General features: G+C 61.8%; 23 protein-coding genes and 1 other RNA gene. 11 read left to right on the top strand and 13 right to left on the bottom strand.

Going from position 1 to position 23,201, the window contains the following annotated elements:
- The first annotated feature begins 93 nt into the window (after nt 1–93).
- From GQA94_RS20960 to GQA94_RS20920, 9 genes are read left to right on the top strand one after another with little or no spacing between them, the layout of a single operon-like run.
- Nucleotides 94–1,203 (top strand): BMP family ABC transporter substrate-binding protein, encoded by a 1,110-nt coding sequence (locus GQA94_RS20960; RefSeq protein ID WP_158189822.1) that lies wholly within the window; start codon nt 94–96, stop codon nt 1,201–1,203.
- 3 nt (nt 1,204–1,206) lie between these two features.
- Nucleotides 1,207–2,319, top strand: a complete 1,113-nt coding sequence (locus GQA94_RS20955) for an ABC transporter permease (RefSeq protein WP_158189821.1) — start codon at nt 1,207–1,209, stop codon at nt 2,317–2,319.
- Nucleotides 2,312–3,232, top strand: a complete 921-nt coding sequence (locus tag GQA94_RS20950; protein ID WP_158189820.1) for an ABC transporter permease — start codon at nt 2,312–2,314, stop codon at nt 3,230–3,232. The genes GQA94_RS20955 and GQA94_RS20950 overlap by 8 nt, the downstream gene beginning before the upstream one ends.
- Before the next feature lie 12 nt (nt 3,233–3,244).
- A complete protein-coding gene (locus tag GQA94_RS20945) occupies nt 3,245–4,252 on the top strand; it encodes a formamidase (RefSeq protein WP_158189819.1) in 1,008 nt (335 codons plus the stop codon).
- 4 nt (nt 4,253–4,256) lie between these two features.
- On the top strand, nt 4,257–4,946 hold the full coding sequence (locus GQA94_RS20940; protein ID WP_158189818.1) for a cysteine hydrolase family protein: 690 nt from the start codon (nt 4,257–4,259) through the stop codon (nt 4,944–4,946).
- Between the two features lie 2 nt (nt 4,947–4,948).
- Entirely contained in the window at nt 4,949–6,484 is a 1,536-nt protein-coding gene (locus tag GQA94_RS20935) for an ABC transporter ATP-binding protein (protein WP_158189817.1), read from the top strand.
- Entirely contained in the window at nt 6,481–7,155 is a 675-nt protein-coding gene (locus tag GQA94_RS20930; RefSeq protein WP_158189816.1) for a cysteine hydrolase family protein, read from the top strand. Before GQA94_RS20935 ends, GQA94_RS20930 begins: the two co-directional genes overlap by 4 nt.
- Nucleotides 7,152–7,547 carry an oxalurate catabolism protein HpxZ gene (gene hpxZ / locus GQA94_RS20925; protein ID WP_158189815.1) on the top strand — a complete coding sequence of 132 codons (396 nt, stop codon included), beginning with the start codon at nt 7,152–7,154 and terminating at the stop codon, nt 7,545–7,547. Before GQA94_RS20930 ends, hpxZ begins: the two co-directional genes overlap by 4 nt.
- A gap of 28 nt (nt 7,548–7,575) precedes the next feature.
- On the top strand, nt 7,576–8,262 hold the full coding sequence (locus GQA94_RS20920) for a GntR family transcriptional regulator (RefSeq protein ID WP_158190190.1): 687 nt from the start codon (nt 7,576–7,578) through the stop codon (nt 8,260–8,262).
- Between the two features lie 13 nt (nt 8,263–8,275).
- On the opposite strand, the gene GQA94_RS20915 is transcribed toward GQA94_RS20920, so the two are convergent.
- The 9 genes from GQA94_RS20915 to GQA94_RS20875 are packed head-to-tail and all read right to left on the bottom strand — an operon-like array spanning nt 8,276 to nt 16,323.
- Nucleotides 8,276–9,376, bottom strand: coding sequence for a ring-opening amidohydrolase (locus tag GQA94_RS20915; RefSeq protein ID WP_158189814.1), 1,101 nt, complete (start codon nt 9,374–9,376; stop codon nt 8,276–8,278).
- A gap of 38 nt (nt 9,377–9,414) precedes the next feature.
- Entirely contained in the window at nt 9,415–9,840 is a 426-nt protein-coding gene (locus GQA94_RS20910) for a DUF3830 family protein (RefSeq protein WP_158189813.1), read from the bottom strand.
- A gap of 30 nt (nt 9,841–9,870) precedes the next feature.
- Nucleotides 9,871–10,476, bottom strand: coding sequence for a TIGR00730 family Rossman fold protein (locus GQA94_RS20905; protein ID WP_158189812.1), 606 nt, complete (start codon nt 10,474–10,476; stop codon nt 9,871–9,873).
- Complete coding sequence (locus GQA94_RS20900) at nt 10,473–11,255, bottom strand: ABC transporter permease (RefSeq protein WP_158189811.1); 783 nt, start codon at nt 11,253–11,255, stop codon at nt 10,473–10,475. The genes GQA94_RS20905 and GQA94_RS20900 overlap by 4 nt, the downstream gene beginning before the upstream one ends.
- Nucleotides 11,252–12,136 (bottom strand): ABC transporter ATP-binding protein, encoded by an 885-nt coding sequence (locus GQA94_RS20895; RefSeq protein ID WP_158189810.1) that lies wholly within the window; start codon nt 12,134–12,136, stop codon nt 11,252–11,254. Before GQA94_RS20895 ends, GQA94_RS20900 begins: the two co-directional genes overlap by 4 nt.
- Nucleotides 12,137–12,188: 52 nt before the next feature.
- Nucleotides 12,189–13,637 carry an allantoinase AllB gene (gene allB / locus GQA94_RS20890; protein ID WP_158189809.1) on the bottom strand — a complete coding sequence of 483 codons (1,449 nt, stop codon included), beginning with the start codon at nt 13,635–13,637 and terminating at the stop codon, nt 12,189–12,191.
- A 10-nt stretch (nt 13,638–13,647) separates the two neighbouring features.
- Nucleotides 13,648–14,439, bottom strand: a complete 792-nt coding sequence (locus GQA94_RS20885; RefSeq protein ID WP_158189808.1) for an SDR family NAD(P)-dependent oxidoreductase — start codon at nt 14,437–14,439, stop codon at nt 13,648–13,650.
- A gap of 19 nt (nt 14,440–14,458) precedes the next feature.
- Nucleotides 14,459–15,508, bottom strand: a complete 1,050-nt coding sequence (locus GQA94_RS20880) for an ABC transporter substrate-binding protein (protein WP_158189807.1) — start codon at nt 15,506–15,508, stop codon at nt 14,459–14,461.
- A 2-nt stretch (nt 15,509–15,510) separates the two neighbouring features.
- Nucleotides 15,511–16,323: an isochorismatase family cysteine hydrolase gene (locus tag GQA94_RS20875; RefSeq protein WP_158189806.1), complete on the bottom strand. Its 813-nt coding sequence runs from the start codon at nt 16,321–16,323 to the stop codon at nt 15,511–15,513.
- Nucleotides 16,324–16,678: 355 nt separating this feature from the next.
- Here GQA94_RS20875 and GQA94_RS20870 point away from each other — a divergent pair, with 355 nt between their 5' ends.
- Nucleotides 16,679–17,587 carry a LysR family transcriptional regulator gene (locus GQA94_RS20870; protein WP_158189805.1) on the top strand — a complete coding sequence of 303 codons (909 nt, stop codon included), beginning with the start codon at nt 16,679–16,681 and terminating at the stop codon, nt 17,585–17,587.
- Nucleotides 17,588–17,663: 76 nt separating this feature from the next.
- On the top strand, nt 17,664–18,005 hold the full coding sequence (locus tag GQA94_RS20865; protein ID WP_233270198.1) for a helix-turn-helix domain-containing protein: 342 nt from the start codon (nt 17,664–17,666) through the stop codon (nt 18,003–18,005).
- Nucleotides 18,006–18,016: 11 nt separating this feature from the next.
- On the opposite strand, the gene ssrA is transcribed toward GQA94_RS20865, so the two are convergent.
- The 4 genes from ssrA to lldD form a co-directional block, all read right to left on the bottom strand.
- Nucleotides 18,017–18,395, bottom strand: a transfer-messenger RNA (tmRNA) gene (gene ssrA / locus GQA94_RS20860).
- Nucleotides 18,396–18,550: 155 nt separating this feature from the next.
- Nucleotides 18,551–18,859, bottom strand: coding sequence for a hypothetical protein (locus tag GQA94_RS20855; RefSeq protein WP_158190189.1), 309 nt, complete (start codon nt 18,857–18,859; stop codon nt 18,551–18,553).
- Between the two features lie 157 nt (nt 18,860–19,016).
- Nucleotides 19,017–21,866: an FAD-binding and (Fe-S)-binding domain-containing protein gene (locus tag GQA94_RS20850; protein WP_158189804.1), complete on the bottom strand. Its 2,850-nt coding sequence runs from the start codon at nt 21,864–21,866 to the stop codon at nt 19,017–19,019.
- 49 nt (nt 21,867–21,915) lie between these two features.
- Complete coding sequence (gene lldD, locus GQA94_RS20845; protein ID WP_158189803.1) at nt 21,916–23,085, bottom strand: FMN-dependent L-lactate dehydrogenase LldD; 1,170 nt, start codon at nt 23,083–23,085, stop codon at nt 21,916–21,918.
- Nucleotides 23,086–23,201: the final 116 nt, after the last annotated feature.

Here is a 23,201-nt window from a genome sequence, read left to right as displayed (position 1 = left end):
CATTCGACCGAATTTGGCGGCTGGCATGCATCGTGCCTTGAACATGAATACATGAATGAACACATGATTCCATGCTCACGAAGGACCCTGCCAATGTCAGATCTCGACCGTCGTAAATTCCTTAGGCTCGCCAGTATTATCGGTATTGCTGCTGCGATGCCCTTCAGCATTGCCCGCGCGGCGGACAAACCTCTTGTAGTCGGCTTCGTGTACGTCGGGGCGCGTGATGACTTCGGTTACAACCAGGCCCATGCCCAAGCTGCGCGCATCATTCGCAGCATGCCCAACGTCACGGTCGTCGAGGAAGAGAATGTACCCGAGACGTCTGCCGTGCAGCAGGCAATGGAGGCCATGATCCGTCAGGACGGTGCGGAACTGATCTTCGCTACCTCCTTCGGTTATTTCGATCCCCACGTGTTGAGGGTAGCCCAGCGGTACCCAGAGGTACGTTTTGCCCACTGCGGCGGATTGTGGGATGCCAGCAAACACCCGGAGAACGTGGGCAGCTTCTTTGGCTATATCGACGAGGGTCAGTACCTCAACGGTGTGGTGGCCGGCCACATGAGCAAATCCAAGCGCCTCGGTTTCATCGCCGCCAAACCCGTTGCCCAAGTGTTGCGTAATATCAATGCGTTCACCCTCGGCGCGCGCTCGGTGGATCCGGAAATCACCACGACCGTAATATTTACCGGGGACTGGTCGCTGCCGGTGCGCGAGGCGGAAGCCGCCAACGGCCTGATCGACCAGGGCTGTGACGTGCTGACCTGTCACGTCGATGGCCCCAAGGTCATCGTTGAAACGGCCGAGCGTCGAGGCGTAATGAGCTGTGGTTACCATGCCAGCCAGGCGGCTCTGGCACCCAACGGTTATCTGACCGGTGCCGAATGGAACTGGGAAACACCGTATCGCGCACACGTCGAAGCGGCTCAGAAGGGCCAGACCATGAACAACTTCATGCGCGGCGGCCTGGCAGAAGGGTTCGTCAAGACCTCGGATTACGGTGCCAACGTCAGTGCCGCAGCCCGTGAGCACGCAGATCAGATCAAGGCAGCGATGATTGCTGGTGAGTTCACGCTGTTCAAGGGACCGCTGAACGACAATAAGGGCAACGTGGTCCTGGCCGAGGGCGAGTCGCTGGGTCAGACCGACGTGGTGCTGGAGCAGATGGACTACCTCGTCGAAGGCGTGCGCGGCGATATCTGATCCATGAATTCACACTATCTTGCGAGTAAGTTGGGCAGGCTGGCATTGCCCGGCCTGCCTACCATGCTGTCGATCATCAGCTCCTTTGCGCTGTTCGTGCTGTTCCTGGGCCTTCAGGGCAAGCCGGCGTTCGAGGCCGTTCGCCTGGTGTTCGAAGGCGCCTTCGGTTCGTCCTTTGCCTGGGAAAGTACCTTGCAGCGCGCCGCGCCGTTGATGCTGACGGCGCTGTGCGTGGCGCTGCCGGCGCGTGCCGGTCTGATCATCATCGGTGGCGAAGGCGCACTGGTGCTGGGTGGCTTGGCGGCCGCGACGCTGCCGCTGTGGCTGACCGGACTGCCTCCGCTGGCGACACTTGTCGCCATGGGGCTGGTGGCGATGTTGGTCGGAGGCTTCTGGGTCGGACTCAATGGCTGGTTGCGGCAGAAGCGCGGGCTGAACGAGACCATCGGCAGTCTGCTGCTGTCCTATATCGCCATCGCGCTGTTCAACCATCTGGTCGAAGGGCCATTACGGGATCCCTCCAGCCTGAACAAACCGTCCACCGTGGGACTGGATCATTCACTGATGATCGGGGTGATCAATGAGGACTCGTTCCGCGTTCACTGGGGTCTGGTCGCCGGCATCATTGCCTGCGTGATGGCCTGGGTGCTGGTTCGCCACAGCGTCAAGGGCTTTGCCCTGGACGTGGTCGGCGCCAACGTGCAGACGGCGCGCATGCTAGGGCTTCCGGTCAATCGGCTGGTGATCTTCACCTGTGTGCTCGGCGGAGCGGCGGCCGGGCTGGCGGGGATGTACGAGGTCAGCGCGGTGCAGGGCAGTGCCAACGCCTCGTTGATCGTCGGTTATGGCATTAGCGGCATTCTGGTGTCCTTTGCCGCCCGGCATAACCCGCTGGCCATTATCGTCTGCGCGACGCTGATCGGCGGCATCGAGGCCAGTGGCAGCCTTTTGCAACGACGGCTGGATCTGCCCGATGCCACGACGCTTATTCTTCAGGGGCTGCTGTTCACCAACCTTCTTGCCTGGGAGGCACTGGCAGGCAGGATCACGGGATGGCGCATTTCCCTCGAGGAGCATGCCAACAAGGCAAAGAGCGCCGAGGTGCAACATGGGTGATCTGGATTTCGTGACCTTCCTGCTGGCCCTGTTGGCGGGTGCGGTGCGGGTCGGTACGCCGTTCCTGTTCGTCAGCCTGGGCGAATGTCTGACGGAAAAGAGTGGGCGCATCAACCTGGGGCTGGAAGGCATTCTGGTCGCCGGTGCGATGGTCGGTTATGCCGTGGCCTACTTGTCTGGGTCGGCCTGGACCGGGGTGCTCGCAGCTGGCGGAATCGGGCTGTTGCTTGGACTGCTGCATGGCATGGTCTGCTCGCTGCCGCGTGTCAATGACATTGCCTTCGGCATCGCACTGATGTTGCTCGGTACCGGCCTGGCGTTCTTTCTCGGCAAGGCCTTCATTCAGCCCCAAGCACCGATGCTGCCCTCGATTTCCCTCGGCGTCTGGAGCAACGATCCCAGCATGCGTTCGGCGCTGAACATCAACGTACTGTTCTTTATCGGCGTGGCACTGGCGATCTTCCTGCATTGGGGCTTGCGCAGCACACGCTGGGGCCTGGTTCTGCGCCTGGTCGGGGACCACTCCGAATCGGCCCAGGCGCTGGGCTACCGGCCACTGCGAGTGCGCGTAATCGCCACCGCGGCAGGCGGCTTCCTGGCCGGTGTCGGCGGCTCCTATCTGTCGCTTTACTATCCGGGCAGTTGGAACGAGGGCCTGTCCAGTGGCCAGGGCCTGATGGCGGTGGCGCTGGTGATCTTCGCCCGCTGGCAGCCGCTGAACTGCCTGTGGGCGTCGATGGTGTTCGGCGCCGCCGGTGCCATCGGCCCGGCGCTGCAATCGGTGGGCATCAGCTCGGGCTACTACCTGTACAGCGCCGCACCCTACATTTTGACGATGGCGGTGATGCTCGCTACCTGTCGTCCGAACCGCACACTGACCGGAGCTCCCGGCGAGCTCAGTCTCAATCGCTAGAGGTAATTACGCATGGCAAGTGGACTTGGCGGATTGAACAAATCACCCAATGGCGTCGTGATCGGGCTGGCCCAACTGACATTGCCGGACCCGCATACCCGCGATGAACTCTGGACCCAGACGCAGAAGGTCGTGTCGATGATCGGCAAGGCACGCCGCAGTATGCCGGGCATGGATTTGATCGTGTTTCCCGAGTATTCGCTGCACGGTCTGTCGATGGACACCTCGCCAGACATCCTGTGCACGCTGGACGGGCCGGAAGTGGCCGCATTGAAACAGGCCTGCATCGAGCACAGTATCTGGGGCTGCTTCTCAATCATGGAGGCCAACCCGCAGGGCAATCCCTACAACAGCGGCATCATCGTCGATGATACCGGCGAGGTGCGGCTCTACTATCGCAAGCTGCATCCGTGGGTGCCGGTCGAGCCCTGGGAACCGGGCGACCTGGGCATCCCGGTCTGCGAAGGGCCGCGCGGCAGCAAGCTCGCGCTGATCATCTGCCACGACGGCATGTTCCCGGAAATGGCCCGCGAATGCGCCTACAAGGGCGCCGAAATCATGATCCGCACCGCGGGCTATACCGCGCCGATCCGGCATTCGTGGAAGATCACCAACCAGGTCAATGCCTTCACTAATCTGATGCAGACCGCCAGCGTATGCATGTGCGGCTCCGACGGCACCTTCGACTCGATGGGCGAAGCCATGTTCGTCGATTTCGACGGAACGCCGATGGCCGAGGGGGGCGGGCGCGCCGATGAGATCGTTTGCTGTGAACTGCGCCCGGACCTGGTACGCGAGGCCCGCAAGCATTGGGGCGTGGAAAACAACATCTACCAGTTCGGCCACCGCGGTTACGTGGCGGTAAAGGGCGGCGCGCAGGATTGTCCCTACACCTACATGCATGACCTTGCTGAAGGCCAGTACCGATTGCCGTGGGAAGACGAGGTCGTGCACACCGACGGCAGCAGCTGCGGATTTCCCGCACCCGAGCGTCTCTACAACCCGGACAACCAGGACTAGTACCGTGAGCGAACGTTTTTTGACTTCCGAGCCTTATCCCTGGCCGTACAACGGTCAGTTGCATCCGGCCAATACCGCGCTGGTGATCATCGATATGCAGATCGACTTCTGTGGCGAGGGCGGCTACGTCGACACCATGGGCTATGATCTGGCAGCGGTACGCGCGCCCATCGAGCCCATCGGCCGGGTCTTGAAGATCATGCGTGAGCAGGGCTTCCACATTATCCATACCCGTGAGGGGCACCGCCCGGATCTGTCCGACCTGCCGGCCAACAAACGCTGGCGTTCCCAGCGGATCGGCGCTGGCATCGGCGATACCGGTCCCTGCGGGCGTATCCTGGTGCGCGGCGAGCCGGGCTGGGAATTGATTCCCGAACTGCAGCCGCTGGACGGCGAGGTGATCATCGACAAGCCCGGCAAGGGCTCGTTCTGCGCCACGGACCTGGAGCTGATCCTGCGTACCCGGGGCATCGAGAACCTGATTCTGTGCGGCATCACCACCGACGTCTGCGTGCACACGACCATGCGCGAGGCCAATGATCGCGGCTTCGAGTGTCTACTGCTCGAAGACTGCTGTGGCGCCACCGACCGGGGCAATCACCTGGCGGCGGTGCACATGGTCAAGATGCAGGGCGGCGTGTTCGGTGCCGTTTCCGACTCGGCGTCGCTTGTCGCGCTGTTGAGCGAGCATTGAGCATGCGTGCGGTGAAGCTGGAAATCATCGGCGCCAGCAAGCGCTTCGGCAACTTCCAGGCGCTGGCCGATGTGTCCCTGACCGTGCGCGCCGGGACTGTGCATGCGCTGCTCGGGGAGAATGGCGCGGGCAAGAGCACGCTGGTCAAGGGTATCGTTGGCTACGGTCCGCTGGACGATGGCGAGTTGCTGGTCAACAACCGCCAGCGGGAGATCCGCACGCCCAGGGACTCGCACGCGCTGGGTATTGGCATGGTCTACCAGCACTTCACCGTGGCCCCGGGCCTGAGCGTGGCGGAGAACCTGGTCCTGTCGCGCGGCGACCTGAACTGGCGGATCGACTGGCCGCTGGAGCGCAAGCGACTCGACGACTTCATGCAGCGCATGCCGTTCAGGCTGGATATCGATCGCCCGGTCAGTTCGTTGGCGGCCGGTGAAAAGCAGAAACTGGAGATCCTCAAGCAGCTATACCTGGACCGCCAGCTAATCATTCTCGACGAACCCACTTCGGTTCTGACTCCGCAGGAGGCCGAGGAAGTGCTGGGCCTGATGCGTGACATGGCCCACCGGGGCGACATTTCGGTGTTGATGATTACGCACAAGTTCGGCGAGGTGTCGCGCTTCGCTGACGATGTCAGCGTGCTGCGCAAGGGGCGCCTGGTCGGCAACACACAGGTCAGCGCCACCTCGCAGGAGGAACTGGCGGCCTGGATGATGGGCGCCGCCGAATCGGCCGCCGAGCCGGTCATTCAGCAGCCGGTCAACCATGACATCGCTGCGCGGCTTGAAGTCCTCGAACTGAGCGTGGCCAATGACAAGGGCACGCTGGCCGTCAGTGGTCTGTCGCTTAGCGTGCGCCCCGGCGAAATCGTCGGTATCGCCGGCATCTCCGGCAACGGCCAGCGCGAGCTGACCGAGGCGTTGCTCGGGCAGCGGCAGCCGGCCGGTGGCGAGATTCGCATCAACGGTGTCCGCTATCAGGCCAGTCGACGGGAAATGCAGCGCGAGAAGGTCTTCAGCCTGCCGGAAGAGCCGCTACGCAACGCCTGCATCGCGGGCATGAGCGTGGCGGACAACCTGGCGCTGCGCAATTTCGATCAGCCGCCGCTGTGCCGCCAGGGTTGGCTGATCAACCGCCGGGCAATCCAGGCCCAGGCCGAGGCACTGATCGAGCGATTCAACGTACGCCCGGCCGATCCGCTGCGGCCCATCGGTACGTTGTCTGGCGGCAACGTGCAACGCGCTGTACTGGCCCGGGAACTGACCCATGACGTGCGCACGCTGGTGGTCTCCAATCCGGTATTCGGTCTGGATTTCGCCTCCGTGGCGATCATTCACCAGCGTCTGCGTGATGCCCGCGCGCGTGGCGCGGCGGTCCTGCTGCTGAGCGAGGATCTGGACGAGCTGCTGGAAATGTCCGACCGCATCCTGGTGATCCATGAGGGTGAAATCAATTTCGAGGTGCCTGCGGAGCAGGCCGATCGGGCCATCCTCGGCCACTACATGGCCGGCGGTGACCACGCGGCGGGTGCGGCATGATCAGCCTGGCGGCAAAGCCGTCGGCATTCAGCTTCGATCCGGCGCACACCGCGCTGGTGGTCATCGACATGCAGCGCGATTTTCTCGAACCCGGGGGCTTTGGCGCCGCGCTGGGCAATGACGTCAGCCTGCTGCAGGCCGCCATTCCAGCCGTGGCGTCATTGCTCGCCCTGGCCCGTGAGCGGCAGATGCTGGTCATCCACACCCGCGAGTCACACCAACCGGATCTGAGCGATTGTCCAGCCGCCAAACGGGAGGGCGGAGCCGCCGGCTTGCGTATCGGCGACCCGGGCCCCATGGGACGCATCCTGGTGCGCGGTGAACCGGGCAATCAGATCATCGCGCCACTGGCGCCGATGGCCGGAGAATGGGTGATCGACAAACCCGGCAAGGGCATGTTCTACGCCACCGGCCTGGAGGACAGGCTGCTCGCGCAGGGCATCGAGTATCTGATCTTCGCCGGTGTCACTACCGAGGTCTGTGTGCAAACCAGCATGCGCGAGGCGAACGACCGGGGCTACCGCTGCCTGCTGATCGAAGAGGCCACCGAGAGCTATTTCCCGGCTTACAAACAGGCGACTCTGGAGATGATTGTCGCCCAGGGTGGAATCGTCGGGCGCACTGCCACACTGGCGGCGCTGCACGCCGCAATGAACGAGGAACCAAGGTGAACAAAGACCCACTGATCAATCTGCCCCATGTGGTCGAGGCCGTGCGCCTGGCGTTCGAGGATTACGAACGTGCCCTGCTGGTGAACGAGTTGGAGGTGCTGGATGACTACTTCTGGAACAGCCCGCATACCGTGCGTTACGGTGTCGCCGAGAACCTCTATGGCGCGCGGGACATTGCCGCGTACCGGCGAGTCTGCAGCCCGGTAGGGTCAGGCCGGCAATTGCGCAACACGGTGATCTCTACCTTTGATGAGGATCATGCCACCGTCAGTACCGAGTTCAGCGACGGTGAAACTAATCGGACTGGTCGACAGATGCAGACCTGGGTGCGCTTTTCCGATGGTTGGAAAGTGGTCGCGGCGCATGTCAGCGTCGACCTCAGTACGCTCTGAAAGAAGTCTCTGACAGACAGGTGATGCCATTCTAAAGCCGCAGACCAACGCCCTGGCGCAACAGATCTATCTGAAGTTGAAGCAGGAAATCTTCGACTATCAACTGTTGCCGCATGACCGATTCAGCGAGACCGAACTGGCCGCGCGCTATCAGGTATCGCGTACCCCAGTGCGCGACGCACTCTATCGCCTGGAGCGCGAGGGCTATCTGGAAGTGGGTTTTCGCCGTGGCTGGACGGTCAAGCCTCTGGACTTCGATCAGCTCGATGAACTGTACGACCTGCGCGTGGTGCTGGAGACCGTGGCCATCGAGCGTCTATGCAGTCGGCCGGATCTGGACGAGGCACTGGCGGGGCTCAATCGCATCTGGATGGTGCCGACGGCGCAGCGTGAGCGTGGCACAAAGCAGGTCGCCGACCTGGATGAGGCGTTTCACTGCGGGCTGCTCGCCGCGGCGGGCAACCGGGAAATGACGCGGGTGCACGCCGAGGTCTGCGACCGCATACGCATCGTCCGGCGCCTGGACTTCTACAAGAGTGCCCGGATTGAGGAAACCTACAATGAGCATGCGCGGATCCTGACCGTGCTGGCAGCGCGTAAGCGCGATGAGGCGCAGATGCTGCTGCGTTCACATATCGAACAAAGCAGGATCGAGGTACGAAAGATCAGCCTGTCGATGCTGTCCGAGGCGCGTAACAGCATCCAACAGGCCTGACTTGCTGGCCGACCTAGGTCCGCACGATCAGCGCCAGCGGGCCACCACCATTCGGTCCCTGATGCTCCGCACCGCCGGAAACGAACAGTTGCGTATCACCTAGCCGACCCGCCAGCACGCCGCCGACCAGTGCGCGAGCATGGCGTGAGCCATTGATATCGCTGTCATCGCTCATCACGTGGCGTCTGCCACGGATGCTTCCGGATGCGGAAGGCTCGGCCTTGACCAAGAGTCCAGCGAGTCGCTCGGGTGTCAGCTGTACCGATTCGCCTTTTGGCATGCTGGCCAGTGCCCGGTCGATAGCGGCGGCATCCAACGCATCCTCCATGACCGAGTGTCCGATACGGTATTCGGGATCCCAACCGGGCGCATTGCCCAGCACCAGAATCTCGTTGCGCAGCAGCTCGATGCCGGCGGAAGTGCTGGCCCGGGTGGAGTAGAGCGACCAATCCTGGCAGATCTGCTCGTCATTCAGCGCCACCTTGCCGTCGGGTAGATCGCCAAGCGCCGCTGCCACGCCCAGGGCCGAGGCGCCCCGGGAATAGCCCATGGACTCGTAGGTATCGCGGCAGACCACCGTGTGGCCGCGGCCGGCGGCCTCGTTGATGCGCGCGGCCGTCAGCAGCGGGCATTTGATCTGCACGAAATGCACATCCTCGACCCGCTGGATGCCAGCGGTACGCATCGCCTGCAGCACCGCCTCGCGGGTCAGTTCCACCTGGGTAGTGCGGCCGATTTCCTCTGGCCTGAAATCACGGGTAAAGGCCACGCCGGCAGCCAGGCCGGACACGCCAGAGTCGTCAGCGGGGTGATCGTTGTCGACTTCAAATACCAGCCAGTGCGGGCTCAGCCCACCCTCGGTACCGCCGGACATGACAAAGGCGATGCGCTCGTCGACCTCTGGCTCGGCCAGGCGCAATTGCCGGGAGAAGAATGTCCTGAGTGTGCTGGTAGCGAAGGCGCGGGTGAAATCATTCACGCAGCCGTTGCCCTCGGTCTTGCCGAGCACGGCGATTACCCGGCTCGGATCTATCTGTTGCGTGGCAATGGCGCGGATCAGCGCCGTCATGTCATCAGGGGCGGTTGCCGCCAAACGCGTGACGCGTGTCTTCATGGGATGATTACCTTGTCTGAGAAATAGGCTGCGGTATGTCAGGCCAGTTCGAAGGTGACATCCTGCGCACCTTCCCACAGGGTCTTCAGCCCGAGGGCGCGGAGGTTTTCGCGGCCCTGGGTGATGGTCAGAAAGTGGTTGCCGGCGAGTTGCCCGAGCTTGCTGGAAAAGCTGCAGGCGCCATAGGCCATGATGATCTCCGTCTCGCTGTAGCCGCCGGGGTAGAACAGGATGTCCCCGACCGACGGGTGGCTGGTGTGGTTCTCGAAACCCACCGGCTTGCCTGCGTTGTTTAGTCGATATTCTCCCAACGGCACCCAGCAGCCTTCACCGCTCCAGCGCACGTGGATGAACTTCTGCCGGTAGGGCAGCAGCTTTAGAAAGGCTGCCAGGGTGTCCGGCGCGTCGGGATGGGCTTCGGCGAGAAACTCGAAGCCGCCAGCGGTAATTTTGATCGTGGTCATGCTGTTCCTGTCTGGTAAGCGGTTCCGGGGTCAGGAACCAGGCTGGTCTATCCATTTGGTCACGGTCGGCGCGCGCCACTCGGCCAGTTGATCCAGCAACCGGGCGGGATCGGATTCGATGATGATCATCTCGGCGTGCTCAATCTTCATGAAGCCTTCTTGGCGGGCGTGCCCCAGCAGCGTACGCAGCGGCTCGAAGAACCGGCGTACGTTGAGGCAGGCGAAGGCCTTGGTGTGGTCGCCCAACTGGGTCAGCGTGGCCACTTCGAACAGCTCCTCCAGCGTGCCGAGCCCGCCGGGCAGAGCGATGAAGGCATCTGCCAGATCACTCATGCGCGCCTTGCGCACGCGCATGTCCGCGGCGATCTCGTGGCTGCTGAGGCCGGGATGCAGATGGCCGCGATCAAACAGGCGCTGATTGATTACGCCAATCACTTCGCCGCCTTGGGCGAGAGCAGCATCGGCGACCACGCCCATCAGGCCCTTGGTCGTCCCGCCGTAGACCAGGCATATGCCACGGCGGGCGATTTCGGTGCCCAGTGCCTTGGCCTGTTCAGCGTACTCAGGGGAGACGCCGAAGTTGGAGCCGGAGAACACCGCAATACTGCGCAGAGGGATGGGTGACGTATTCATCATGAAGCGCCTGGGCCGGATTTGCGTTGAGTCCAGCTGGTGAAGTGATTTTCGACCAGCGCGGAGATGGAGTAGAGCGCAACGCCAAGGGCGGCGAGGATGAACAGCCCGGCGAATACCAATGGCACGTCGAAGTTGCCACTGGCAATCATCATCACGTTACCGATGCCCTTGTTCGAGGCGATGGTTTCGGCGAGCACTGTGCCGATGAAGGCAGAGGTCAGGGCGATCTTCAGCGAGGCGAACAGATAGGGCAGGGTGCGCGGCAGCCCGACGTTCCAGAGAATGTCGCGCTTCTTCGCTCCGAGCACGCGCAGCACGTCCTCCAGTTCCGGTTCGGTGGTGGCCAAGCCGGTGGCAACGTTGACCACTACGGGAAAGATCCCGATGACCATCGAGGTCAGTATCGCCGGGACGGTGCCCGCACCGAACCAGACCACGAAGATCGGCACCACAGCTACCTTGGGAATACTGGAAAAGCCGACCAGCAGGGGATAGGCGATATCGTAGGCAATCCGCGAAGAGCCGATGATGACGCCGATAAGCAGGCCGATGCCGACACCGAGGAAGAAGCCGATCAGCGTGGTCATCAGTGTCTGCTGCGTATGCGGCCAGAGGATCGGCATCTTCTCGATCAGTACGGCTGCAATCTGGCTTGGCACGGGTAGGATCAATTCCGATACGCCCAGACCTCGGCAGATTGTTTCCCAAGCCAAGAAAAACAGCACCATGGCAGAGAACGAGAGCATGTTGCGCTTGAAGCGCGACAGTTGCTTGTTCATAGCGACGTCTCCTTGATGCGGGGCGCCGTAGCCGGCGTCAGGGTGGCCACCGCCGGCTTGTCGGCATCCGAACGGGCATGGGCAATGCTCATGCGCAGCTGTTGCACCAGCGCGGTGAAGTCGGGTTCATAGCTGGACTCCAGCGTCCTTGGTCGGGCGAACTGGACGGTCTGGTCCTGAATGATGCGGCCAGGTCGGGCACTCATCACACAAATGCGATTGGCCAGATAGGCCGATTCACGCAGATCGTGGGTGACCAGCAGTACGGTCGGGCGCTTTGCCATCCATAAGGCCTGCATGGTGTCCCAGAGCTCCTCGCGGGTGAACTGGTCCAGGGCGCCGAATGGTTCATCCAGCAGCAGAATGTCTGGCTCGTGAACCAGCGCCCGGCAAAGCGAGGCTCGCTGCAGCATGCCGCCCGACAGTTCCCAGGGGCGCTTGCCACTGAAGCCGGCCAGCCCGACCTGTTTCAGCAGCGCCTCCGCACGCTCACGGAACTCGCCGTTCTTCTTGCGCCGATAGTCGTGGCGAAAAGGCTCGACGATCTTCAGCGGAATCATCACGTTATCCAGGATGCTCAGCCACGGCAGCATGGTCGGATTCTGGAACGCCAGGCCCAGCCGTTTGGCATGGCTTCCGATGGCACCCACCTCGCGCCCGCCGACGATTGCCGCTCCCTCGGTGGGTTCCAGCAGGCCTGCGACCAGCTTGAGAATCGTCGATTTGCCGCAGCCGCTTGGCCCAACCAGGGCGACGAAATCGCCCTGGTCGATGCGCAGACTGGTCTTGTCCAATGCGATCATGTTGCCGCCGTAGCGCACGGTCACATCCGACAGTTCAATCACCGTTTTCGGCGTACTTGCTGATTGGCCTTCAAGCATGGGCATTACTCCTCACGACCTGTCCTTGCTGGATTGCGTCTGAGTGCACGTCTCATCGAGTCGGCTCTGCGGTGGGCCGCACACCTTCCGGCGTCTTCAGAATGGCGTTGGTGTAGTGTTCGGTATTCAAAGGCTTGGCCTTGGGCATGGCCTGGATACTCTTGACCGAGCGTCCCCAGCCCGCCGCTTCGGTGACCAGCTTGCCGTTGCGCATCACAAAGCGCCCGCGCAGCAGGGTGTGGATCGGATAGCCCTTGACCGCACGCCCATCCCAGGGCGAGATCTTGCTGATACTTTGCAATTCGTTCTCGGACAGGATGCCGGTCTTGTTCATGTCGACTACAGCGATGTCGGCATGGGCGCCAGGGGCTATCACGCCCTTGGTGCCGTAGATGCCCCAGGCCTTGGCCGGATTGACTGAACTCCAGCGCACGTAGTCCATCAGGCTGGCCCGCTCTCGGTTTACCTCGGTCAGCATCAGGGCCATCTGGGTTTCGATTCCGGGGAAGCCGCAGTCGCACTCCCAGATGTTGGCGCGGGTCTTTTCTTCCGGCGCATGGGGCGCGTGGTCTGTGGCAATCATGTCGATGGTGCCGTCGAGCATGGCGTCCCACAGGGGCTGGTTGTGGCGCGCCTCGCGGATCGGCGGGTTGAGTCGCAGGATGCCGCCCAGATGATCGGCATGATCGGTGTTGAGCAACAGGTATTGCGGGCAGGTTTCCACAGTGACGTCGACGCCGCGACGCTTGGCCTCGCGGATCAGGAAGAGCGAATCCGCGGCGCTGTGATGGGCAATGTGCACGCGGGCGCCGGTCCATTCTGCCAACGTCAGTACGCGGCCAATGGCTTCAATCTCGGCGACTACGGGGCGTGCCGCCAAATGGGCCAGCGCATCGATGCGGCCTTCGGCCTGCATGCGTTTTTGCCGCCGCGCGAGAATCGAGGAGTTTTCCGCATGTACAACGGTACGGATGCCCAGCGGTGCGAGTTTTTCGAAGCCTTCCAGCAGAGCACCGTCGCTGGGCGAGGGCAGATTGCCGAAGGTGTTTCCGACGAAGGCCTTGAAGCTGGTGACGCCAGCGTCGATCAGTTCTTCCAGATGGCCCACCGTGTCGTCACCGAGCAGGCCGTGGATGCCGAAGTCCACATAGGATGATTCGGCGGCTTTCTGTTTCATCCGCAGGGCTTCGATGGTGGCGGTGGGCGGATTGGTGTTGGGCATCTCGAATACGGTGGTGACGCCACCGCAGGCGGCTGCCGCCGAGCCGGTCTTCCAGGTTTCCTTGTGCGGATAGCCGGGGTCACGGAAATGCACATGGCTGTCGATCGCACCGGGCAGCAAGTACAGGCCGTCGGCCTGGAGTACTTCACGTGCGGAGGGCATCAGGTCATCGTGGCCGACGGCAACAATGGTTTCGCCATCGATGGCGACCGAAGCTTCGATTATCTGATGGTCCGAAACGACGCGTGCGCCGCGAATGACCAGATCTACTTGGCTCATACTTGTTCTCCTAGAGCAGCGCCCATCCGCCGTCCACCGGCAGATCGACACCCGTGATTTGGCGCGCAACGTCGCTGGCCAGGAACAGGCAGGCGTTGGCCACGTCGTTGTCGGTTGAAACGCGTTTGAGGGCGTAGTCCTCAGCATGCCGGGTGGCCGCTTCCTCGGGCGTGATGCCGAGCTTGGCGGCCATGTTGGCGCAGACCTTGTCGCGAAAACGTGGGCCATCGACCATGCCTGGGGCCACGCAATTGACGTTGATGCCGTAGGCACCGGCCTCCAGTGCAAAACTTTTGGTAATACCGCGCAGGCCCCATTTGGAGGCTGAATAGGCCATACGCCCGGCACGGCCACGCATACCGAAGGTGCCTCCGACGTTGACGATCTTGCCGGCGCGCCGTTCGATCATTGCCGGCATCACCGCGCGCATGGTGTTGAAGCAGCCGGTCATGTTCAGCTGTACGATGTCGTCGAATTCGGCCTGGGTGGTTTCCCAGCCGGTCTTGCCGATAGGGCCGGAGCCCCCCGCGACATTTACCAGTACGTCGATACTGCCGAACCGGGCCAGGGTCTCCGCCGCCAGCCGTTCGGCCTGTTCGCTGCTGGTCATGTCGCATTTGACGACCAGCGCTTCGGTACCCATTGCATTGAGTTCCCGGGCTACCGCGTCGATGGCGGCGGTGTCGCGCCCGGCGAGTACCAGTTGCGCGCCTTCACTCGCGAAGGCCAGGGTGACAGCCCGGCCCATGCCCTTGGCAGGCCCGGTGATGACGACGACTTTGCCTTTCAGATCAAGATTCATGTGGGTCTCCGGACCGGTATCAGAGTTCGCTCGGGCGTGCGGCACGCTCGGGCAGGAAGCGGCGATCGAAGATCTGATCGATACTCGGCGTGTTTTCCAATCGGTTGGCGGCGATGACTATGTCGATGTTCTTTTTCAGGCGCTCGTCATCCACGTCGCCAAGACCGATCTCGGCTATCTCCGGATGGCTCATATCGTTGCGCGCGGTGGTGAGCATCTTGTCCATCTCCACTGCGCGGTTGAGCAGCGGCTCGCGCTTCATCAGCGCATCCATGGCCTCTTCGGGATTGGCAATCGCGTCCTGAATGGCCTGATTGATAGCAACCAGAAAGCCGCGCACGGCCTCGGGGTTGTTGGCGATGAAGTCCTGGGAGAAGAAGATCGAGTTTGAATAAAGATCCATGCCGTGATCGCCGTAGCGGATAAAGCGCAGCTCCTTCTCTGGGTCGACCTTCATGCCTTTCGCACTGAAGCTGATAGTGGTGATGTAGCCAAAGGCCGCATCGATCTGGCCACGCATCAGCAGTTGCTCACGTAGGTTGGGCGCCATGTTGTTGAGGGTGACCTGGGACTGGTCAATGCCGGTCAGCTCCGCGAAGGCCGGAAACAACTTGAGCGCTGCGTCGTTGGCCGGGGCGCCGATGATCTTGCCTTCCACGTCCTTGGGTTTCGTAATCGGGCTGTCAGCCTTGACCGCGATCACGAATGGCGGCGTGTTGTAGATCATGTATACGCCCACGGGGGCGCGCTCCGGCTGCGTGGCGGCCAGTTGAATAAGCGCATTGGTGTCGCCAAAGCCAGCGTCATAGACGCCCGAGGCCACCTTGGGAATGGAGGCGGCCGAGCCTTCGCCCTGATCGATGGTGACGTTCAGGCCCTGTTCCTTGAAATAGCCCTTGTCCTCGGCCAGGAAATACCAAGCCTGGGCGCCTTCGTATTTCCAGTTCAGTACCAGGCTGATGTCGGTCGCGGCAACGGCCTGAGCTGTGCCAGCGAAAACCAGGCCGAGGCTGAGCGTGGCAGCGGTAAGGTGTTTCCAGACATGGGATCGGTAGGACGATAAAGTCATGTTCAGCACTCCTGGTGATGTGATGCGAGAGACAATTGCAGAGCGGCACCCGTGGCAACGAAGCCATGGCATTGCTCGACGAGAAAGTGAATGGCGCGGGAGACATACGCTGGCGAGGGCGTGCTGCACACGTCCTTGAGCAGAATGCAGTCGTAGCCGAGAAAGGCCGCGTCCTGCAGCGTGGAAAAGACACAGCGGTCGGTATTAATGCCCGCGAACAAGAGGGTGGTGATGCCCTGGGCCCGAAGTATTGAATCCAGTTCGTTATCCCAGAAGCCGCTGAGGCGATGCTTGTTGACGCGAATATCAGCCGGCTCCACGGACAGTTCGCTAATGATTTCCGCGCCCCATTCGCCCTGCACCACCGACAACCCGTAATTGAGTGGTGAGCGCTCTGCATAGCCCACGCCGTCTGCGCTGCGTTTGCCCTTGAAGTGCACGGTTGGCGGCAGGTTCAGCAGATCCTTACGAATGCCCCAGTTGAGCCAGAGCACCTGAGCTCCGGCCTGTCGCCACGCAGGCAAAAGCGCTTTGAGCCGCGCAATGGGTCGGCGGGTAGCGCGCATGCTGACTCCTTTTTGCGCAAACCAGCCATGCGGGTGGCAGAAGTCATTTTGCATATCCACAACGATCAGCACGCTGCGCGCCAGATCGAGCTGCAGTGCGCTGCTCTCGGACTCGATCTGAATCGGTCTAATTGACGGGGGCTGGCGCAACAGGCTGATGCCAGCGTCGTCCAGACGCCAGGCATTGGATCGCGTCGGACCGAAAGTGGCGGCCGCTAATTGCGCGTGAGGAGTGGTTTTTTCGTTCATGTGAGGGATGAAGCAGTCGGCGTGCCATCTGCGTTGCGATAAAGGAGGCTTATGAAGGACGTTGCGTTGCCGTTTCGGCAACGATCCAAGGCCGCGCTAATGGGGCAAGGGTTCCCGGCCGCATCGTCGTCCTGGTCCCGGCTGACTTGACGCTGCGACAGTTTCAACAGCGATGTGATGACGCAAGCAGGCTAATTCCAGAGCACCCAGGGACGCACCAGGTAGGGGCGGGTGTGCGAGTAAACAGTGCTTTTCTGAACGCGCCTGGAAGAGCGGTGGCGCTGCGATTCGGGTTTGATTGACACCGCTCGAAACGCTATGACAGGCTCGAACTGCATTGGCAAAGGAACGGCTCTTGAACCATCTCCGCTTTCTCCATTACCTCGACGAGGTGGCCCGGGTGGGGTCGATTCGCCAGGCAGCCGAACGATTGCACGTCGCGCCCTCGGCGGTGAATAGGCGTATTCAGGATCTGGAGGCGGAGCTGGGTACGCCCTTGTTCGAGCGTCTTCCCCGGGGGATGCGGTTAACCGCCGCAGGCGAATTGTTCGTGCAGTACATTCGCAGCCGCTCGGCGCATCTCGAGCAGGTACGCTCGGAGATTGAAGACCTTCAAGGGCTGCGGCGCGGCTGCGTGCGTATCGTCGTCAGCCAGGCGGCGGCTGCAGATTTTCTGCCGGAGCGCATTGCCGGCTTCAAGAAAAAGCATCCATTAGTCGAGTTTCACGTGCAGGTGGGTGATCACAGTCGAGCGTTGGATTCCCTGCGCACGTTCGAATCTGACTTGGCGCTGATCTTTCATCTCACACCTGAATCGGACATCGTTCGTCTGGACGAACTGGTACAGCCACTGTGCTTAGTGATGCATCGGGATCATCCCCTGGCGGCGCAGGCCGGTCCCGTCAGGCTGCGGCAATGCCTGGATTATCCGCTCGTGTTGCCGGGGCGCGAGATCGCGGGCAGGCAATTGCTGGATGCCTTTCTTGCTCGACGCTCGATCAAACTGCGACCGTCGATTGAAAGCAATAGCTTCGAGTTTTTGCTCGGCTATCTGCGTTACGAGCAAGCGCTTACCTTCCAGATCGAGATCGGCGCGCCGTGCGTCGGTGGCGAACTTGTCAGCCGGGAGATAGAAGACCGCGGCTTTCCATGCGCCAATCTGGTATTGGCCTGCCTGCGAAATCGTCAGCTGCCGGTAATCACGTACGCATTTGAGGAATATCTCCGCAGCACCTTTGCCAGCTTCAGTCGTAATCGAAACTAACTGTGCATTTCGTTTGCTGGCCTCTGTGATATCGATCTTGCGCGCGGCGAGTCCTTCGTCTGCATCCGTGGCCGTCATGAATCTTCGTCTGCTGATTCCACGCATTGCCCAGTCTCCTGCTGCTCGTGAGTGGTTGCCACAGAAGATGTTGGCCGAGCGGTGGCACGTACAGCAGCCGTCGATCGCGAAGAGGGCGAAGCGCACCGGTATGCACATCTCCACACTGCAAAGCCATATCGAAGCAATGGGTGGACAGCTCGAGGTCGTTGCCCGATTTCAGGATGGCTCGGTGAAGATCAGCAACGTTGCCGAGAGCGAAGCTGCCCCTCAGCAGGCGCAAGTCTTCGATACGCTTTCGACAGTCGCTATCGCAGAAAGCAAAAACCCCCGAAATTCACTAGGAAAATCAGGGGTTTAGGTGTTTCGAATTGGTGGAGCCGGGGGGATTTGAACCCCCGTCCGCCAGCTCTCCACTGTCGGTACTACATGCTTAGCCAAATCTATTGAGTTAACTCCGCGCCGCCCGATTGGCAGGGTGCTTGGAGCGAGCTGCATGAGTTTTAGCCGTTACGTCTGCAGCGAACTTGGCGGCGATCCTGTTCTATCTGACAGTCATTTCGGGTTTACAGGCATCCCCTAGTGACCGCTGGCGCCGAAGCGACCAGATGAAGGTTAGGCGGCTAGCGCGTACCCTTCGTAGTTGTCGTCGTTGGCAACTATAAGTTTGCAACAGTGGATTTACGAGTTCTGTTACCAACTCGGCATGCACCTAGAGTTTTGTTACCGGCGTCGAATCCTAATCGGCCCCATGAGGTGTGTTGCAGCCTCATGTGCTGCACAGTGTACGCCAGAATGCCTGGCCACGTCGATTGCTTGATCCTTTGGTTTTGGGGTATTTCATCGGTATTCAAGCGGCCGGTGAAATGGGCAAGGCCGACTGCTGGTAGCCTTGCCTGAACGGGCTTAGTTGCTGCTGCCCGAACCGGTTCCGCTGGTGCCAGTGCTGCCGGAGCTGCCGGGGCCTTCGAGCTCTTGCAGGGCTTTGGTCGAATGGGCGATGCAGGTTTCGGTATCGCCCGATTGCTGGGCCTGACGGGCCTGGCTGATCAGCTCTTCGACTTCGCTGCGCGCTGGTTCGCCGAGTGTCACCTGGCTGGTGGACATGTTGTCGTCGATTTCCTGCATGTTGAGCTGGCAAAGGTCCTGGTCTGCAGCAAACGCGGCGGGACTGGCGATCAGAGCTGCTGCAGCAAGTAGGGCATATTTTTTCATGAGATCCTCCAGGGCGTTAACTTCCCGGCGGGCCTGCCTGATCCTGCTGTTGCGCGGCGGCGCCGAGGCGAGTCGAGCCTTCATTGCGGCTCTTATCTTCGGACTGCGGTTGCGCTCGAGCGTTTCATCTTTTTTGTCTGCCCTTTGCTGCGCCTGCTCAGCCAGGCGCAGCGGCCGCTTTGGCCCGGCTGTTTCGATTAACCAGGTAGACCAGGCCGTGATAATCGATACCGCCGTGTCGCGACAGGCCGATTTCACAGGTGCGGCTCGTGGAGATGCCTTCACTGCAGACCTGCACGGCATCGTTCAGGCTGCGCAGCGCGTGCGCGTTGAGCTCCGGTGTCGTGAAGCCTTTGTCGCCTGCGAAACCGCAACAATGAATGCCTTCCGGAATCACCACCTGAGAGGCGCAGCGGCGAGCGATATCGATCAGCGCCTGGGCTTCACCGAGGTGCTGCGTACTGCAGGTGACGTGCACGGCGACCGGTGTCTGTTGGGGCTCGAACTCCAGGCGGTCCAGTAGATGGGTGCGGATGAATCGAACCGGGTCGAATACTTGCAGGCGTTCGTCTGCCAGATCCTGCACCAGGCGTAGGGTGCAGGGACTGGTGTCGCAATAGATGGGGTCAAGCCCGCCGCGACTGGCCACGAGCAAAGCGTCCAGAGTTTGCTGGCGTTTGCGCTCGGCTTGTTCGGCGTAGCCTTTGGAAGCAAAGGGTTGGCCGCAACACAGGCTGTTCAGGTTTTCCGGAAAGACGACTTGGTAACCGGCTTTTTCCAGCAGTAGGCGAGTGATGTCGAGCAGCGGCTGCTGTTCCTGATCGCGCGCAGCAGGGCCCATGGCTCGCGATACGCAGGCCGCCAGGTAGACCACTCGCGGGCGTTCGTCCTGGACCTGCGGTTTCGGCAGATGGAGTCGTTGCAAGGGCTGCGGTGTGGCTGGCGTCCATTGCGGCACACGCCCTTTACTGGCGTTGCTGAGGGCTTCGGAGGTCTTGCTCAGCAGGCGTGTGCCCAGCATCAGGTGCGCGCCGTTGGCCACATGCAGCATGAAGCGTGTGCCCTGCACGGCGGTGCCGAAATGATCGACCAGCCAGTTGGCCATGCGCGTGTTGTCGGCGCGGTGTCCGCGCAGTTTGCGCACCAGTTCGCGCACCAGTTCGCCAGTGTTGATGCCTACCGGGCAGCGTTGGGCGCAGAGGCCCGTGGCGGCGCAGGTCTCCAGGCCATGATAGTCGTACAGACGTTCAAGTTCGGTCGTGTCGATCCCTGCGCGTTTTTTCGCCTGGATATCGCGCCAGACCACGATGCGCTGGCGCGGCGTCAGGGTCAGGCCGTTGGATGGGCAGACCGGCTCGCAGAAGCCACACTCGATACACTTGTCGACGATCTCGTCGGCCGCCGGCATCGGTTTGAGGTGCTTGAGGTGGATCTGCGGATCGTCACTGAGCACCACGTCCGGATTGAGAATGCCGCGTGGGTCGAGCAGGCGCTTGATCTGCCACATCAACTGATAAGCCTCTGCGCCCCATTCCAGCTCGACGAAGGGCGCCATGTTGCGTCCGGTGCCGTGCTCGGCTTTCAGCGCGCCGCCGAATTCGACGGCCACCAGTTGCGTCACGTCCTGCATGAAGGCTTCGTAGCGCGCGACTTGCTGCGGATCATCGAAACCCTGCGTGAATACGAAGTGCAGATTGCCTTCCAGGGCGTGGCCGAACAGGATCGCTTCGCTGTAGGCGTGCTTCTCGAACAGTTGAATCAGGCGATTGACGCCTTCGGCGAGACGCTCGATGGGGAAGGTCACGTCTTCGATGATGACCGTGGTGCCGGTCTGGCGCACCGCACCGACGGCCGGGAAGGTGTCTTTGCGAATCTTCCAGAGCTGGTTGTAGATCACCGGGTCTTCGCTGAAATCGACCTGCTTTTCCACCGGAAAATGACCGATGGAAGTCATGATCAGGTCGATCTGCTCATGCAGCAGCGACTCGCTGGCTGCGCGCGATTCGATCAGCAGCGCGCAGGCGTCTGCCGACAGGGCCTTGACCCACGCCGGCATGCCGGCTTTGTTCTCCACCGAGCGCAGGCTGCGGCGATCGAGCAGCTCGACCGCCGATACGGGTTGCTGTTTGAGCACTGGCACCGCCAGGCAGCAGGTTTCCACATCGGCAAAGACGACCAGCGCGCTGCCCTTGTGCGGATGGTCCGGTACGGTGTCGTAGGTCACGGCACTGATGAAGCCGAGCGTGCCTTCGGAGCCGACCATGAGGTGGTTGAGGATGTCGAGCGGTTCGTCGTAATCGACCAGCGCGTTGAGCGAGAAGCCCGTGGTGTTCTTCAGACGGTACTTGTGGCGAATCTTCGCCGCCAACTCGGCATTGGCGCGGGTGGTCCGGCCGAGTTCGGCAAGTTGGTCGAGCAATGCGCCGTGGCTTTTGCGAAAGGCTTGGACGCTCGTTGCGTCCTCACTGTCGACGACCGTGCCGTCAGCCATGACCAGGCGCAGACCCGCGAGGGTCCTGTAGCTGTTTTGCGCCGTGCCGCAGCACATGCCGCTGGCGTTGTTGGCGACGATGCCGCCTATCTTCGCCGCGTTGATCGAGGCGGGGTCAGGCCCGATCTTGCGCTGGAAGGGCGCCAGGATCGCGTTGGCATTGGCGCCGATGACACCAGGCTGAAGGCGGATCTGCTCGCCTTCGTTGCGGATCTCGCGACCGTTCCAGTTGTCGCCGAGCACGATGAGTACCGAGTCGGATATGGCCTGGCCAGACAGACTCGTACCCGCGGCGCGGAAGGTCACCGGAACCTGTTGGGCATGGGCCAGTTTGAGCAATCCCACGACTTCGGCTTCGGACTCGACCCGCACCACCAGTTTGGGAATCAGCCGGTAGAAGCTGGCATCGGTGCCGAATGCGAGCGTGGACAGCGGGTCGTCGAAGCGCCGCTCCGCCGGGATCAACTGTTCGACGGCGGCGAGAAAGTCGTTCGGCAAGCTGGCGGGCGCGTTCATGCGGACTCCGGGAGGTCAAACGGGCCGCGGGGAACACGGCCCGTGGGGCTCATTCGACGTGTTTGGTGGTCTGGTATTGGCCCAGCTCGCGAACCAGCGAATCGGCTGTGATCTCGCTGATGGATTTGGCGCCGGTCAGCACCATCGCCACGCGCATCTCCTTGTCGATCAGGTTGAGCAGATTGGTCACGCCGGCCTCGCCGTCAGCCGCCAGCGCATAGGCAAAGGCGCGACCGAGCATGACGGTGTCGGCGCCCAGGGCGATCATGCGGACCACGTCCAGGCCGCTGCGGATACCGGAGTCCGCGAGGATTTTCAGATCGCCTTTAACGGCGTCGGCGATAGCCGGCATGGCGCGGGCGCTGGAGAGCACGCCGTCGAGCTGGCGACCGCCGTGGTTGGAGACGATGATCCCGTCAGCGCCGAAGGTGACGGCGTCGCGGGCATCCTCGGCATCGAGAATGCCCTTGATGACCATTGGGCCGTCCCAGAATTCTCGAATCCACTCCAGGTCCTTCCAGGAAATCGAGGGGTCGAAATTGGCCGCCAGCCAGCCGATGTAGTCTTCCAGTCCGGTCGGATGTCCGCGATAGGTGGAGATGTTCCCCAGGTCGTGCGGTTTGCCGTGCAGGCCTACGTCCCACGCCCAGAAAGGATGGGTCATGGCTTGCAGCATGCGACGCATGTTGGCGTTCGGACCGCTCATGCCGGAATGGGCGTCGCGGTAGCGCGCGCCGGGGGTCGGCATGTCGACGGTGAACACCAGGGTGGTGACGCCGGCGGCCTTGGCGCGCTCCAGGGCATTCTTCATGAAGCCGCGGTCCTTCAGGACGTACAGCTGGAACCACATGGGCCGCTTGATCGCCGGCGCGACTTCCTCGATCGGGCAGACCGATACGGTGGACAACGTGAACGGAATCCCTTTCTTGTCGGCGGCGCGGGCGGCCTGGACTTCACCTCGACGGGCGAGCATGCCGGTCAGGCCAACCGGTGCGAGCACAACGGGCATCGACAGGGTCTCGCCGAACAGCTGAGTTTCCAGGCTGAGTTCGGACATGTTGCGAAGCACCCGCTGGCGCAACGCAATACTGGCCAGATCGTCGACGTTGCGCCGCAGGGTGTACTCGGCGTAAGCGCCACCGTCGACGTAGTGGAACAGGAAGGGCGGCAGTTTGCGTTTTGCAGCAGCGCGGTAATCCGTAGAGGCAGAAATGATCATCGTGTGTTCTCACCGATTGAGCGAGGTAAGTCTCGTGATGCGTTCGTCGTCGACGAAGGCGGTGTTCAGATCCGGGTTGTTCTGTCAGACGAGGCTGAACGTGAACAGGACAGCAT

This window comes from Stutzerimonas stutzeri, assembly GCF_009789555.1.
Lineage (GTDB): Bacteria > Pseudomonadota > Gammaproteobacteria > Pseudomonadales > Pseudomonadaceae > Stutzerimonas > Stutzerimonas stutzeri_R.
The sequence above is the reverse complement of the archived record's forward strand: the minus strand, read 5'-3'. Positions and strand labels throughout refer to the sequence as shown.